Annotated in this window: 15 protein-coding genes; 7 read left to right on the plus strand and 8 right to left on the minus strand. The window is 74.5% G+C overall.

All coding sequences use genetic code 11. From position 1 onward, the window contains the following. Positions 1-3: 3 nt before the first annotated feature. Positions 4-1494: a carboxylesterase/lipase family protein gene (locus ACZ3YL_RS14655; RefSeq protein WP_465657483.1), complete on the minus strand. Its 1491-nt coding sequence runs from the start codon at positions 1492-1494 to the stop codon at positions 4-6. Positions 1495-1658: 164 nt separating this feature from the next. Between ACZ3YL_RS14655 and ACZ3YL_RS14660 the strand changes: the two genes are divergently transcribed. The 6 genes from ACZ3YL_RS14660 (at position 1659) to ACZ3YL_RS14685 (ending at position 5833) form a co-directional block, all read left to right on the plus strand. Next, the gene (locus ACZ3YL_RS14660) at positions 1659-2705 is read left to right on the plus strand and encodes a TIGR03617 family F420-dependent LLM class oxidoreductase (RefSeq protein ID WP_188302543.1); all 1047 of its coding nucleotides are present in this window, start codon (positions 1659-1661) and stop codon (positions 2703-2705) included. Between the two features lie 276 nt (positions 2706-2981). Then, complete coding sequence (locus tag ACZ3YL_RS14665) at positions 2982-3410, plus strand: hypothetical protein (RefSeq protein WP_465657485.1); 429 nt, start codon at positions 2982-2984, stop codon at positions 3408-3410. Beyond that, positions 3407-3832, plus strand: a complete 426-nt coding sequence (locus ACZ3YL_RS14670; protein WP_465657487.1) for a GMC oxidoreductase — start codon at positions 3407-3409, stop codon at positions 3830-3832. The genes ACZ3YL_RS14665 and ACZ3YL_RS14670 overlap by 4 nt, the downstream gene beginning before the upstream one ends. Then, the gene (locus ACZ3YL_RS14675) at positions 3829-4701 is read left to right on the plus strand and encodes a hypothetical protein (RefSeq protein WP_465657489.1); all 873 of its coding nucleotides are present in this window, start codon (positions 3829-3831) and stop codon (positions 4699-4701) included. Before ACZ3YL_RS14670 ends, ACZ3YL_RS14675 begins: the two co-directional genes overlap by 4 nt. Further along, positions 4698-5363: a ribonuclease FAU-1 family protein gene (locus ACZ3YL_RS14680; protein WP_465657491.1), complete on the plus strand. Its 666-nt coding sequence runs from the start codon at positions 4698-4700 to the stop codon at positions 5361-5363. The genes ACZ3YL_RS14675 and ACZ3YL_RS14680 overlap by 4 nt, the downstream gene beginning before the upstream one ends. A gap of 32 nt (positions 5364-5395) precedes the next feature. Further along, positions 5396-5833 carry a hypothetical protein gene (locus ACZ3YL_RS14685; RefSeq protein WP_188302539.1) on the plus strand — a complete coding sequence of 146 codons (438 nt, stop codon included), beginning with the start codon at positions 5396-5398 and terminating at the stop codon, positions 5831-5833. Here ACZ3YL_RS14685 and ACZ3YL_RS14690 read toward each other — a convergent pair. The 5 genes from ACZ3YL_RS14690 to ACZ3YL_RS14710 form a co-directional block, all read right to left on the minus strand. Beyond that, positions 5799-6899 carry a bile acid:sodium symporter family protein gene (locus ACZ3YL_RS14690; protein ID WP_465657494.1) on the minus strand — a complete coding sequence of 367 codons (1101 nt, stop codon included), beginning with the start codon at positions 6897-6899 and terminating at the stop codon, positions 5799-5801. The two genes, ACZ3YL_RS14685 and ACZ3YL_RS14690, sit on opposite strands and share 35 nt — an antisense overlap. Next, positions 6896-7174, minus strand: coding sequence for a hypothetical protein (locus ACZ3YL_RS14695; RefSeq protein WP_465657496.1), 279 nt, complete (start codon positions 7172-7174; stop codon positions 6896-6898). Before ACZ3YL_RS14695 ends, ACZ3YL_RS14690 begins: the two co-directional genes overlap by 4 nt. Next, on the minus strand, positions 7171-8055 hold the full coding sequence (locus ACZ3YL_RS14700) for an isocitrate lyase/PEP mutase family protein (protein ID WP_465657498.1): 885 nt from the start codon (positions 8053-8055) through the stop codon (positions 7171-7173). Before ACZ3YL_RS14700 ends, ACZ3YL_RS14695 begins: the two co-directional genes overlap by 4 nt. 405 nt (positions 8056-8460) lie before the next feature. Further along, positions 8461-9336 (minus strand): class I SAM-dependent methyltransferase, encoded by an 876-nt coding sequence (locus tag ACZ3YL_RS14705; RefSeq protein WP_188302536.1) that lies wholly within the window; start codon positions 9334-9336, stop codon positions 8461-8463. A gap of 190 nt (positions 9337-9526) precedes the next feature. Then, the gene (locus tag ACZ3YL_RS14710; RefSeq protein ID WP_465657500.1) at positions 9527-10093 is read right to left on the minus strand and encodes a PadR family transcriptional regulator; all 567 of its coding nucleotides are present in this window, start codon (positions 10091-10093) and stop codon (positions 9527-9529) included. Positions 10094-10241: 148 nt separating this feature from the next. On the opposite strand from ACZ3YL_RS14710, the gene ACZ3YL_RS14715 reads away from it, so the two are divergent. Beyond that, positions 10242-11540, plus strand: coding sequence for an MATE family efflux transporter (locus ACZ3YL_RS14715; protein WP_188302534.1), 1299 nt, complete (start codon positions 10242-10244; stop codon positions 11538-11540). Positions 11541-11654: 114 nt separating this feature from the next. Here ACZ3YL_RS14715 and ACZ3YL_RS14720 read toward each other — a convergent pair whose 3' ends face one another. Then, positions 11655-12131 (minus strand): flavodoxin family protein, encoded by a 477-nt coding sequence (locus ACZ3YL_RS14720; protein ID WP_188302533.1) that lies wholly within the window; start codon positions 12129-12131, stop codon positions 11655-11657. A 96-nt stretch (positions 12132-12227) separates the two neighbouring features. Next, positions 12228-13142 carry an alpha/beta hydrolase family protein gene (locus ACZ3YL_RS14725; protein ID WP_465657503.1) on the minus strand — a complete coding sequence of 305 codons (915 nt, stop codon included), beginning with the start codon at positions 13140-13142 and terminating at the stop codon, positions 12228-12230. Positions 13143-13197 lie beyond the last annotated feature (55 nt).

Consider the following 13197-nt stretch of genomic DNA (forward strand, 5'->3'; position numbering starts at 1 on the left):
GCGTCACACCAGGTCGTAGGCGGTGGGGCCGCGCCCCGCCCAGATGGTGCGGGAGGCCTGCCCGGGGTAGCGGACGGTCTCCGGGGAGGCGCTCAGCACCCGGGTGAGCTGGTGCTCCGGCTCGTGGGCGGCCCAGCCGGGCTCGCCGGTGGTGACGAACCGGGCCCAGGCCTGCCGCAGCTCCCGGGAGACCTCGACGGCCTCCGGGCCGGGCAGGTCGCCGAGGAGGTGCCGGCCCATCGGGCTGTCCAGGGTGCCGAAGGACAGCGGGACGTCCAGGCCGTGGCAGGCGCCGAACGCCCCGCCCAGGGCGGGGGCCGGACAGGCGAGTTGGAAGAGGTACGAGGTGCCGCCGGCCGCCGTGTTGCCCTCGGCGAGGTGGAGCGAGGGCATCCGGAACAGCGAGTCGGAGAAGACGGCTTCGACCAGCTCCCCGGGCGTGGCTCCGGGGAAGGCGGCGCGGTAGGCGCCCGGGCCGTCCGGGTGCGGGGCGAGCTGGTCCAGGGCGAGGGCGGCGTCCTGCTCAGTGAAGTTCCCGTGCCGGCCGGCGAGGACGGCGAACAGCCGGAACTCGTCCCGGGTGTGGCCGACCAGCAGTTCCGTCCCGGCGGCCCGCCCGGCGGCCAGGGCGGCCCAGGGCTCCTCGGTCAGGACCTCGCCGTCGACCACCGGGACGGTGGCGACGCCGGTGTGGGCGAGCCGCCCCCAGCGGGCGAGGTGCCCGGGGAGCGCGGCGCCGAGGTCGGTGACGGCCGCGGCCAGCTTCCAGGGGTCGACCTCGGCCAGGCCGGCGGCGGTGGGGGCGGCGCCGAGCCGCTCCGCCAGGGCGGCGGTGACCTCGGCGGCCAGGGCGGGGGTGGCGAGGTTGCCGCCGACGGAGTGGGCGACGGCCCGGTGGAACAGTCCGCGGGCGCGGGGCATGGTCAGCAGCGCGGCCACCGAGGAGGCCCCGGCGGACTGGCCGGCGATGGTGACCCGGCCGGGATCGCCGCCGAACGCGGCGATGTTGCGCTGCACCCACTCCAGGGCCGCGATCTGGTCGAGGAAGGCCCGGTTGGCGGGGGCGCCGTCGAGGAGCGCGAAGCCCTCCGCGCCGACCCGGTAGTTGACGGTCACCACGACCAGCCCGGCCCGGGCCGTCTCGACCGGGTCGTACAGCGGGTCGCCGGCGGTGCCCGAGATGAAGCCGCCGCCGTGGATCCAGACCAGCACCGGCAGCCCGGCCGCGTCCGGGGCCGGGGTGCAGACGTTGAGCGTCAGCCAGTCGGTGCCGGTGGTCGGTTCGGCCTGCAGCGGCCCGGACTGGGGGACGACGGGGCCGAACTCGAAGGCCTCGCGGACGCCGTCCCAGCGTTCGGGCGGGGCAGGGGCGGCGAAGCGGAGCGCCCCGACGGGCGGCCGGCCGTACGGGAGGCCGCGGAAGACGGCGAGTCCGCGGTCCAGGAGGCCGCGGACGGCTCCCTCGGTGGTGTGGGCGACGGGCTGTACGAGCATGGGACGCTCCTCCCTCGGAATGCCTCCCACGTTAACGGTCGGCGAAATGGCCCGGGAGGCCGGAGGTGTCGCCCGGTGGCGGCGTGGGAGGCTGGGCGGGCGCCCGCCGCGGCACCCCGTGACGTCGACCCCGTGACGTCGACCCCGTGACCAGGAGCCCCCGCATGGACCGACCCGCCGTCCTCCGCCTCGACGCCACCGCCTCCGGGCACCCGGCGGGCATCTTGGACGCCGCCGAGCAGGCCGAACGCCGGGGCATGGACCGGCTGGTGGTCGCCGAGACCGCCTACGACCCGTTCCTCCAGCTCGCCCGGGCCGCCGACCGCACCCGGTCGATCGAGCTGGCCACCGGGATCGCGGTGGCCTTCGCCCGTACCCCGATGACGCTGGCCTACCAGGCCTGGGGGCTGCACGCGGCCTCCGGCGGACGGGCCGTCATCGGGCTGGGTTCGCAGGTCAAGCCGCACATCGAGAAGCGCTTCGGGATGCCCTGGGACCGTCCGGCCGCCCGGATGCGGGAGTACGTGCACGCGGTGCGGGCGATCTGGCACAGCTGGCAGACCGGTGAACGGCTGCGGTTCCGGGGCGAGTTCTACACCCACACGGTGATGACGCCGGTCTTCTCGCCCGACCCGGTCCCGGCCGGGGTGCCCCGGATCCTGCTCGCGGGCGTCGGGCCGCTGATGACCCGCACGGCGGGGGCGGTGGCCGACGGCTTCCTCGCCCACCCGTTCTCCTCCACCGCCTACCTGGCCGAGCAGGTGCTGCCCGGGCTGGTCGGGGCGCGCGAGCAGGCGGAGGCCGAGGGCGCCGGGTGGACCGGGCGGCCGTTCGAGATCGTCGGCAACGTGCTCACCGCCACCGGCCGGACGGAGGAGGAGCTGGCGGCCAACCGGGCCGGGGTGCGCGAGCGGCTCGCCTTCTACGCCTCCACCCCGGCCTACCGCCCCGTGCTGGCCCAGCACGGCTGGGAGGACCTCCAGGAGGAGCTGCACACCCACTCGGTGCGCGGGCGCTGGGCGGAGATGACGGCGCTGGTCTCGGACGAGGTGTTCGACACCTTCGCGGTCTCCGGCACCGTGGAGGAGGCGGCCCGGGAGATCCACCGCCGGTACGCGGGGCTGGTCACCCGGCTGTCCGTCAACCTGCCCGAAGAGGCGGACCCGGCGCTCGGCCTGGACGTACTGGCGGCGGTGCGCGCGCTGGGCTGATGCGCGCGTGGGGGCTGATGCGTGCGCCGGGCCGAGCGGAAAGCGGTCCGGGACCGGCCGGGTAAGAGTCCTGATCGGTCAGTACATGGTCAAGACCGGGCACCTTCGGGCACGCGGTTCCCGGCGGCCCGCCCGGGCGGCAGGATCGCGCTGGGCAGGTGCATCGTGCCGGGGTGGCGCGCGTCTGTCATGCCTTGGCCATCCGCCGACGATCGTGGGGGTGCCCGCATGTCCGTGTCCGACGATCGCACCGCAGACGATCGCACCACAGCAGAAGTGCACCGGACCGAGGGCCCGGACGAGAGCGAGGAGCCGTACCGGAGCGAGGAGCCGTACGGGCCGGAAGACCGGTGCGGGCCGGAAGAGCGGTACGGGAACTGGGGCCTCGTCGAGGACGGCGAACTGGCCGACCTCGACGAGTTCCTGCGCGTCTGCGCCGGACTGACCGGCTTCGACGTCCCCGAACTGCGCGCCACCGGCATGGCGGACGAACACCACCGGACCGCCCTGGCCCACCGGGTCCGCGACGAGCACGCCCTGGTCCACCTCTGGTACATCGGCGCCTGGCCCGGCGAAGCCCCCAGCTCCGCCCGCGCCCACGACCAGGGCCTGGTCTGGCGGACCTTCCGCGCCAGCCCGCCCGGCGCCGCCGCCCCCGGCCACGGCAGCCGGGCCGAGGCGCCGCGCGGAGGTGAGCGGCGGTGAGAGCGCGGCGGAACGGTCCGGGGAGCGACGACACCCGCTGGGACGCCGTCGTCGTCGGCGCGGGTTTCGCCGGCAGCCTGGTCGCCCAGCGCCTCGGCGCCCGGGGCTGGCGGGTCCTCGTCCTGGAGGCCGGACGCGCCGCGCCCACCGCCGGCGGCACCCACCTGATGGGCGACGCGCCCGGCACCTCCGTGGTCGACCAGTGGCAGCGCTGCTGGGACCACCCCAACCTGTACGCCGTCGGCTGCGGCTCGATGCCCTCGCTCGGCACCTCCAACCCCTCGCTCACCATGGCCGCCCTCGCGCTGCGCAGCGCCGAACGGATCCACCAGGACCTGCTGGCGCTGCGCCGGCCGGCCGCCCTCTCCGCGCCCTCCCTGCCTTCCTCCCCGCCTTCTTCCTCGCCCTCGGAGCCCTCATGACCGGCCTGCCGCTGCCGCCCGTCCCGGAGCCGTACCACCTGCCCTTCCACTACGGCGCCTTGCACAACATCGGCGTCGACTACCTGGTGGAGCCCGAGCGGGCCCGCCGACTGCTCGACAAGCGCCACCCCGCCCTGACCGCCGCCGTCTTCGACGGCGGGGCCTGCGTCTCGCTCAACTACCAGCTGTACTTCGCCCAGTACCCCCACGGCGGCGGCATCACCGAGGAGCTGGAGATCAACCTGATCGCCCACCCGGTGTTCGCCGAGGAGCGCATCCCGGTGGTCAACTACGGGCAGTACGCCCGGGGTTACGACCAGACCAAGCTGCTCGGCATCGCCCGGCTGCACGTGCTGTGCGACAACCCGCTCGCCATCGACGCCGGGCGGCGGCTGTACGCCGAACCCAAGCACCCCGGCTGGTTCGAGACCACCCTGCCCTCGCTCAACGCGGCCGCCGTGCGCGAACGGTGGAGCATCTCCTGCCGCCGGGCCGAACTGGGCGCGGACGGATCGGGCACGGCCGGGTCGGGCACGGCCGGGCTGCGCCGGCACCAGGAGGAGATCCTCGCCCTGGACGTCGACCTGACCGGCCTCACCCCCGAGTCCGTCGACAGCACCCCGATCACCGGCTACGGCACCGACGACGAGGGCAAGCTGCTCGCCGGCCCGCTCAACGTCCACCACCCCTACCGCTACTACGCGTTGGACGACCGCACCGCCGACCGGGTCCGGCTCGACCTCGGCAACCCGGCCGAGGAGGCCGCCCGTGACCTCGCCCTGCTGATCGGCGACGCCCCGGCCGCCGGGGTCTGGACCTACCAGTCCGCGCCGGTGGCCGCCCATCACCGCCCGTACTACGCCCGGTGACGGCCCACCTCTTCCCGGCCGGGAGCACCGCCGTACGCCGGGACGTCGTGGGCGGCCGGATCTGGACGGCCATGCCGTACACCGTGCTCGCGGACGACGGCGCCACCCTGACCCTGACCGCCCGCCCCGGCACCGAGAGCCTCGCCCCCGCCGGCTGGACCACCTCCCGGCGCCACGGCGACGTCGCCGCCCGCAGACGCGGCCTCGACGACCTGGCCACGGGCCGCTGGGAACTCGACCACTGGACCTGGCGCGACACCGTGGTGATCGGTCGCTTCACCGCCGGGGAACCGTACAGCGTGCACCGGTTCCTCAGCCCCGAGGGCCGCCCGCTGTGCTGGTACGTCAACTTCGAACTCCCGTACCTGCGGACGGCCATCGGCATCGACACCTTCGACCTCTACCTGGACCTCGTCGTCACCCCCGACCTCGCCTCCCACACCTGGAAGGACGAGGACGAGTACGCCGAGGCCCGGCGGCTCGGCGTGATCGACGACGCCACCCACCGTCAGGTGGACCGGGCCCGCGACCAGGCCCTGGCCCAACTCCACGACCGCACCGGCCCGTTCGCGCCCGACCCGGAGGCCTGGACGCTCCCCGCACCGGGCCCGCTGCCCGTCCTGCCGGACACCGTCCTCAGCACCCCGGCGGCCTGGGGCTGAGGGCGGCGCGCCGACTGCTAGGCTCCCGCGCCATGACGGAGGACGGGGAACTGCACCACGGCGGGGACTACCTGCGGGTGGCCGAGCGGACGGCGGACCCGGAGGTCCTGCGCCGACTGGCTCGGGCGGACTACCCGTTCGTCTGGCACGCGATCGCCCGGAACGCCGCCGCGCCCGCCGACCTGCTGGCCGCGCTGTCCGTCCGGCGGAACAGCATCGCCAACGACAACCACCTGCTCCGGCTGGTGGCCGCCCACCCCGCGCTGACCGGTGCGGAGCTGGAGGGGCTGGTCGCCGTGCTGGCCGAACGCCTGCGGGAGGGCGACCGCCCGTACGCTGCCGTGCTGGAGCTGGCCCGACGGACGGAGCCGGCCGCCGGGCTGCTGCTCCGGCTGGGGCAGCAGCCCGGGGCCTCGGCGCGGCTGCGCCGGGGGATCAACCGGAGGCTGGCGGCGCGGCCGGTTCCCTGACCGCCGGCGGGGCCGGACCGTCGGTGGCGTCGGTGGCGTCGGCGCTGTCGGCCGGGGCGTGGGCCCAGCGGCCGGCGAGCACGGTGCCGACGAGCAACTGGAGCTGGTGGTAGGCCATCAGCGGCAGCACCATCGCCCCCGCCTCCGACCCGAACAGCACGGTCGCCATCGGCAGCCCGTTGGCCAGGCTCTTCTGGGAGCCGCACAGCATCGCCGCGATCGCGGCCGGCCGGTCCAGCCCCAGCACGCGTGCGCCGAGCCCGGTGGCCGCCAGGGCGGCCGCGAGCAGGGCGAGCAGGACCACGACCATCCCGAGCAGGGCGACGGGCGTCGCCTGGTGCCAGATGCCCTGGGCCACCGCCGCGCTGAACGCGGTGTAGACGACCAGCAGGATCGAACCGCGGTCCACCGGCGTCAGCACCCGCTTGTGCCGGGAGACCAGGCCGCCGATCCACGGCCGCAGGGCCTGCCCGAGCAGGAACGGCGCCAGCAACTGGAGACCGATCCGCAGCAGCCCGTCCGCCGAGAGCCCGGCGTGCGAGCCCAGCAGCCCGGCGACCAGGAGGGGAGTGAGCAGCAGCCCGGCGAGGCTGGAGTACGTCCCCGCGCAGATCGCCGCCGGGACGTCGCCCCGGGCGGCCCCGGTGAGCGCCACGGAGGACTGCACCGTGGACGGCACCAGGCAGAGGAACAGCACCCCGGCCTGCAACTGCTCGGTCAGTGGCACCGGCGTGAGCAGGGCGGTGGCCAGGCCGAGCAGCGGGAAGAGGGCGAAGGTGGCGGCGAGCACCAGCCCGTGCAACCTCACGTGCCGCAGCCCGGCCAGGGTCTCGCGGGTGGAGAGCCGGGCCCCGTAGAGGAAGAACAGCAGCGCCACCGCGATGTCGCAGGCCGTCGCGGCGATTCGGGCCGAGGCCCCGGAAACCGGGAACAGCGCGGCCAGGCCGACCGCCCCGGCCAGTGCGAGCAGGTACGGATCGAACCTGCGCCGGCGTCGTGGGCGGGTCGGGCGTGCGGTGCGGGTCGGGCGTGCAGCGGGGGTCGGGCGTTCGGTGGGGGCCGTCATGGCGGACCTCCGCCGCCGACCAGGCCCCCGATCAGCGATCCGGAGCCGTCGTGGTCACTCCCCGCCGCCCCGCCGCCCTGCTGGACGTTGGCCATGCGGTCGACCTTCAGCAGGGCGGCGTTGGAGTTGTCGATGACCGTGACCGGACTTCCGCCCGCGACGGCCGGGACCGCGCCGACCGCGAGCAGGGCGCAGGCCCCGGTCAGCCCCGGGACGGTGGCCCGCAACGCGGCGGCCGCCGAGGACGGGGCGGGCCGGCGCGGCCCGGGGCTCACACCGTCACGTCCGCGAGCCGGCGGGAGCGGGCGATGTTCCGCTCCAGCAGCTCGGTGGACTCCCGCACGCCGACCGGATTGTTCTGCCCGGCCGTGGCGGGCAGCCGTCCGTCGGCGGTCTTCAGACCGGTGAGCGCCTCGTCGATCGCCTGGTGGGCCGCGAACAGGCACGGGGTGCTGTAGATCGCCACGTCGACGCCGAGCTCGGTCAGCTCGGAGAGCGACAGCCGGGGGGACTTGCCGCCCGCGATCTGGTTGAAGAGCAGCGGCTTGTCGCCGACCTCCTTGCGGATCCGGCGGATCCAGTCCTCGCTGCGCACGCCGTCGACGAGCACCACGTCGGCGTCCGTCTCGGCGAGCGCACGGGCGCGGCGCAGGATGTCCTGCTCCTCCGTGGCGTCGGTGCGGGCGACCACCAGGAGGTCGGTGCGGTCGGCGAGGACGAGTTCGAGCTTCGCCAGGTACTCCTCCAGCGGGAGGACCTGCTTGCCGTCGGCGTGCCCGCAGCGGCGCGGGCGCTTCTGGTCCTCCAGGATCACGCCGGAGGCGCCGATGGCCTCCAGCCGGCGCACGACGTGGCAGGCGACCTCGGGATCGACGTAGCCGTCGTCGATGTCGACCAGCAGGTGGTGCCGGGGGAACGCGCCGCGCAGCCGTTCGACGAAGGCGACCATGTCGGGCCAGGCGATGAAACCGATGTCCGGAAGGCCGTAGTAGGAGGCGGCGAAGCCGAACCCGGAGACGAACATGCCGTCGTAGTGCTCGGCCGCGATGGAGGCCGAGTACATGTCGTGGACGCCGATCAGGGGGGTGGTGCCCTGGTCCGCGATCGCCGCGCGGAGCCGCTGCCCGGGGCCCGCGGGGGTGGAAGCGTGGAACATGGGTCTCTCCTCACTCGCAAGGATTTTGCCTGAACTTGGCTTTCTCAAGGCCAAACTGAGGTGACATCACTCTGTGGGCTTTAATGCTCCATAGGCAAACCTTTAAGAGCGATTCACCCATGTGAGTGAATGACTTTTCGACAATACGTCAGTCATATGAAGTTAATATTCCGGGTCCGATCCCACGCCCGGATGACGGCCGCACTTCGGGCCGCTGAACGGTGCGGACCGCAGGTGACGGCATCGGATGCCCCGTCGTCACCGCCGCACCGAAGGTCCCCGCCGCAACGCGGAACGCCGCCGCAGCGGGTGCTGCGACGGCGTTTCACGGGGTCGGACGGATGCCCGGATTCAGTTGTGGAACGGTCGGGCCGGCGCCGGGGCTGGGCTCGGCCCAGGGAGCGGTCAGGCGCTCGGGGTGGGGCGGACGGCGCGGCGCTCGCGCAGCGTCCGCAGGACCCGGCGGGTGGCCCGGGTGGCGACCGGCGGCAGCAGGTCCAGGGCGAGCCGGCGCGGGGCGGAACGCTGGAGCTGCGCGGGCGTCTTGACCTGGTAGTTGAGCCGCAGCACCTGGTGCCCGGCGATGGTGTCCTCGTCGACGGTGTAGTTTTCGGCCCGCCAGTCGCGCTCCAGCAGGACCCGCCGGGCGGCGTCGGCGTCGCCCCAGGTGCCGTAGAACTTCATCGGGGTGAGCAGCACCGGGCGCAGCCCGTCGGTGAACACCGCCTCCCAGACGGCGGCCGAGACGCCCGGGGTGTGCTCGGAGCGGTAGTCGTCCAGCGAGACCAGGCCGTCCTTCGTCAGCGCCGACCTGGCCACCCGGATGTCCGCGCTGACGTGCTCGTACAGGTGCGAGGCGTCGACGTGGACGAAGCGGCAGCTGCCCGCCGGGATCCGGCCGTCGGCCAGGACGGCGGTGGGCGCCTGGACGATCTCCGGCAACTCGTCGTGGAAGGCCAGGTAGTTGGACTCGAAGGCGCTGCGGGTGAGCGTCTTGCGGTAGGACATCGCCATCTCGGCGGCGTTGTCGGCGTCGCCCGCCTCGGAGTCGAAGAGGTCGCAGACGGTCAGCCGCTCGCCCGGCTGGAGGTGGTCCCCGAGCAGTACGGCGCTGCGGCCGAGGTAGCTGCCGAGCTCCAGGATGTCCCCGCTGACCCCGGCCGCCGTCTGGGCGGACAGCAGGTGGGAGAACGCGGCCCGGTCCAGGCCGAAGAACCAGCCGGGGATGTCGTCCCGCTTCAGCGGGGCGGGGCTCGCGGCGGCGGTCTCTTCACTGGGCACGGCTGCCTCCAAGGCGGGCGGGGCGCGGTGGTGGGTCACGCCGCGGAAGGCGCCGTGGTCGTGAGACGGATCATCATAGCGAGGCCCGGGCTCCGTGGGGCCGGGTGCCGAAAGGCGCAAGTCCGGTCCGCCGCCCGGTTGTTCGACGGGGTGTGCGGACGGGACGGCCGCGCTGCGGACCGTTCGGGCGCTACCGGTCCTGGTGGCTCCCGGTGCCCTCGGCGCCCGCCGCGCCCTCCAGATCGGCGATGGTCTCGGCCAGCCAGGCCCGCTCGGCGGCGCCGGAGGCCCGGGCGACCAGCAGCATGCCGCGCCGGAACGGGTTCGGCTCCCGCTCGGCGGTGACCGGCCGGCCGTCCCCGTCGTAGAAGAAGTTGCTCGGCGCCTCCAGGAAGGCCAGTCGGCGGCGGAGCACGGCGGCCTGTCGGGCCGGGTCGGCGAGCTGGTGGAGGAAGGTGGCGAGGGTGAAGAAGCGGATCTGGTCGGTGATTTCGGCCTGCTCCGGATCGGCCAGCCGCCGCAGCAGTTCCGAGCGGCCCTCCCCGGTGAGTTCCAGGGTCTGGCGCGGGGCTGCCCCGGTGCCGGGCTCGGTGCGGCGGCGCAGCAGCGCGGCCTTCTCCAGCCGGGTGATCGCGGGGTAGAGCGCGCCGTCGCTGACCGGTCGGACGTGGCCGGTCAATCCGGTGATCCGGGACTTGAGTTCGTAGCCGTGCAGGGGCTGGTCGTACAGGAAGCCGAGGATCGCGAGGGTCAACACGGTCGGAGCCCTTTCGTCGGAGTGCGCCCCATGATGCGCCCCATCGTGGGAGTCATGCTACCTCTTGTCGCGGTACATCTAATCGATGTATATCTCTTCGAGGCAGTCGCCTGCGACGGAGTGGGCGGCACGAGAAGAGGGGGTGGCCATGCGTGAACAGTCGTTCCGGCTGGCCGTACTGGCCGGGCCGGTCTACGCCGAACTGCTGTCCGGGGTGACCGCCTCGGTGATCGGCACGCTCTGGGTGGCCGGCCTCGGCGGCGCGGCCGTCGCCGCCGTCACCCTGGCCGGCACCCTCGAGAACCTGCTGCTCGGGCTCGTCCTGGTGGTGTCCTCCGGCGTCAGCGTCCGGCTCGCCCGCGCCCTCGGCGCCGGCGACCGGGACGAGGCCGCCCGCACCACCCGCGCCGCCTGGCGCCTCTGCGTCCTCGGCAGCCTCGCCCTCGCCACCCCCGGCTACCTGCTGCGGGACCGGATCGCCGCCGCCTTCCTCGACGGCGAGGCCGCCGCCCGGGCGGCCGACTACCTCACCGTCGCCTTCCCGGCCTTCGCCCTGTTCTTCGCCCAACGCGTCGCCGACGAACTCTTCAAGGGCGCCGGGGACACCCGCACCCCGATGCGGATCGCCCTGCTCTCCAACGCCCTGCTGCTCGTTCTCGACCCGCTGCTGATCCTCGGCCCGGGCCCGCTGCCCGCCCTCGGCGTCCCGGGCGCGGCCCTCGCCCTGGCCGCCTCCCGGGCGGTCGCCCTCGCCGTCACCCTGCGCCGACGGCCCCGCACCGGCCGTCCGGTCGGGGGCGTCGGCGCGGCCGCCGTCCGGATCCTGCGGGCCGGTGCGCCCTTCGGCCTGGACTTCACCGCCCGGATGGCCGTCGGCACCGCCCAACTCGGCCTGGTCGCCGGCTTCGGCGTCGCGGCGGTCGCCGGGTACGGCATCGGCTACCGGCTGCTGCTCGTCCTCACCATGGCCTTCTACGCGCTGCGCCAGGCCGCCGCCCTCCAGGCCGCCCGGCTCAGCGGCGCCGGCGCGGACGCCCCACTGCACGCCCTCCACCGCGCTGTCGCCCGTTCCGCAGCTCTGCTGGGCGCCGTCGCGGCCCTGCTCGCGGCCTGCGCGGCCGGCCCGCTGACCGCCCTGTTCACCGACGACCCGGCCGTGACCGCCCAGTCCACCGGCTTCCTCCAGCTGGCGGCCCTCTACCTGCTCCCGTACGCCCCGGCGGTCGCCCTCGGCGGCTACCACCAGGCCACCGGAGCCGGGCGGCCACTGGTGCTGTCGGCCGTCGCCGGGCTCGGCGCCCAACTCGCCGCTGCGGTCGCCCTGTCGGGACCGCTGGGGGTGAGCGGGGTGTGGCTCGGCCAGAGCGTCGGGGCGGTGGTGCAGCTGGGGCTGCTGGTGGCGCTGACGCGGGGCCGGGACGCCCGGGTGCCGGTGGCGGTCGAGTGATCCGGGAGGGGTGGCCGGTGGCTCGGGACGGGACGGGACGGCGGGCCGGGGCGATGGGAGGGTGGTGGCGCGGCCGCGGCGGGCCCGACCCCTGTGCGGGCCCGCCGCGGCCGGTCAGGCGGTGGTGCCGGGGTGCGGGTGGAGGGACTCGGCGAAGGCGCGGGCGGCGGCGAGGTCGTGGGGGCCGGGACGGTGCTTGCTGATGCCGCCGACCAGGCGGAACGGGAGCCAGGTGTCGTGGCCGCGGGTGGTGAAGGTGTCGACCACGTGGAAGCCCTTGGGCTCCAGGAGACGGGCCAGTGGGCCGGTGAAGGGGCGGAAGCCGGGCTCCGGGAGGCCGCTGGTGGCGAACACGAAGGCCCGGGTGGGGTGTTCGGCCGCCGGGAGGGCGCGGACGAAGTCGCGCAGCCGCGGGTGGAGCCGGCCGGTGAAGACGCCTGAGCCGAAGCCGACCAGGTCGTAGCCGCCCAGGCCGGCCGGGTCGAGCTCCTCCGGCTCGACGACCCGGGCGGCCAGTGGGCGGGCCATGGCCTCGGCGATCCGCCGGGTGTTGCCGTGGGACACCGAGACGCACACGATGACGGCCTTCATGATGATGACGCTCCCTTCGTTCTGCAGGTACCAGGTGGACCGGGCAGGACGGCGGAACGTGACATCGGGGCCGGGGCGTGTGGTGAAAACGCCCGTTCACTTGGAGGAGACGCTCCACGGATGTCCGCCCGCCGCAGCGGCGTTGCCGAGCAGGGCGGTCCACGCGGCGTCGTCCCCCCGGAGAACGTCGAGGAGGTAGGCGGAGATCGCGTCGGCGACGAGGGTGACGCGGGCGGGGTCCTCGTCGGTGGTCTCGGCGACCTGCTCGCCGGCGAGGCCGCCGAGGGTGTGCTCGCCGTCGGCGATGGTGAGCAGGCTCTTCGGGGACGGGCTGAGGTGGTAGGCGTCGGTGAACCACTCCGGTCCGCGGGTGGTGAGCCGGGACTGGTCCTTGCCGCCCGCGATGACCAGGGCCGGAGCGGCCATGGTGGAGAAGTCCGGCCTCATGAAGGGAAGGTGCTCGGCGGCGAAGGGGGTGAGGGTGTCACCGGTGCCGGCCGCGGTGATGAGCGCACCGGCGGTGACCGCCGGATGGGAGAAGTCCTCTCCGGGAATGCCGTCGGCGTCGAACACGCGCGCGCCGAGGAGCGCACCGGCGGTCTGGGCGCCCCAGGAGTGGCCGACGACGGCGATGCGCCTCCGGTCGACCCGGGTGTCCAGGTCCCCGGCCTGGGCGAGGATGTCGTCGAGGCCGTCGAGGACCGCGTGGAGGTCGGCGATCCGGACGCGCCAGATGCTGGCGAAGCGCGGGTCGTCGAGTCCGAGGCCGTTGCGGCGGGAGTCGAGGTGGGTGGGCTGGACCACGACGAATCCGGTCGCGGCCCACCGGTCGACGAGCGGCTCGTACGCGTCCAGGGACCACGCGTTGCCGTGGGAGAAGACGATGACGGGCAGGTGCTGTCCCGCCAGCGGGGCGGTGACCTTCACCTGCAGCTCGATGCCACGGTCGGGCGCGGGAACGCTGATGGGCTTGACTGCGACGATCCGCCGGTCGCGGTGGCTGGAAGGCATGGGGAACCTGCGCTTTCTCGAGGGGATCGCTCTGCCATACTTTGGCGGAGCGTCG

It is taken from the genome of Kitasatospora sp. NPDC023176 (genome assembly GCF_055560495.1).

What these genes read in the sequence shown, in the direction of transcription:
- ACZ3YL_RS14720 (WP_188302533.1), bottom strand. Translation starts at nt 12,131, where the DNA reads ATGAAGGCCGTCATCGTGTGCGTCTCGGTGTCCCACGGCAACACCCGG.
- ACZ3YL_RS14700 (WP_465657498.1), bottom strand. Translation starts at nt 8,055, where the DNA reads ATGTTCCACGCTTCCACCCCCGCGGGCCCCGGGCAGCGGCTCCGCGCG.
- ACZ3YL_RS14690 (WP_465657494.1), bottom strand. Translation starts at nt 6,899, where the DNA reads ATGACGGCCCCCACCGAACGCCCGACCCCCGCTGCACGCCCGACCCGC.
- ACZ3YL_RS14715 (WP_188302534.1), top strand. Translation starts at nt 10,242, where the DNA reads ATGCGTGAACAGTCGTTCCGGCTGGCCGTACTGGCCGGGCCGGTCTAC.
- ACZ3YL_RS14675 (WP_465657489.1), top strand. Translation starts at nt 3,829, where the DNA reads ATGACCGGCCTGCCGCTGCCGCCCGTCCCGGAGCCGTACCACCTGCCC.
- ACZ3YL_RS14660 (WP_188302543.1), top strand. Translation starts at nt 1,659, where the DNA reads ATGGACCGACCCGCCGTCCTCCGCCTCGACGCCACCGCCTCCGGGCAC.
- ACZ3YL_RS14685 (WP_188302539.1), top strand. Translation starts at nt 5,396, where the DNA reads ATGACGGAGGACGGGGAACTGCACCACGGCGGGGACTACCTGCGGGTG.
- ACZ3YL_RS14655 (WP_465657483.1), bottom strand. Translation starts at nt 1,494, where the DNA reads ATGCTCGTACAGCCCGTCGCCCACACCACCGAGGGAGCCGTCCGCGGC.
- ACZ3YL_RS14725 (WP_465657503.1), bottom strand. Translation starts at nt 13,142, where the DNA reads ATGCCTTCCAGCCACCGCGACCGGCGGATCGTCGCAGTCAAGCCCATC.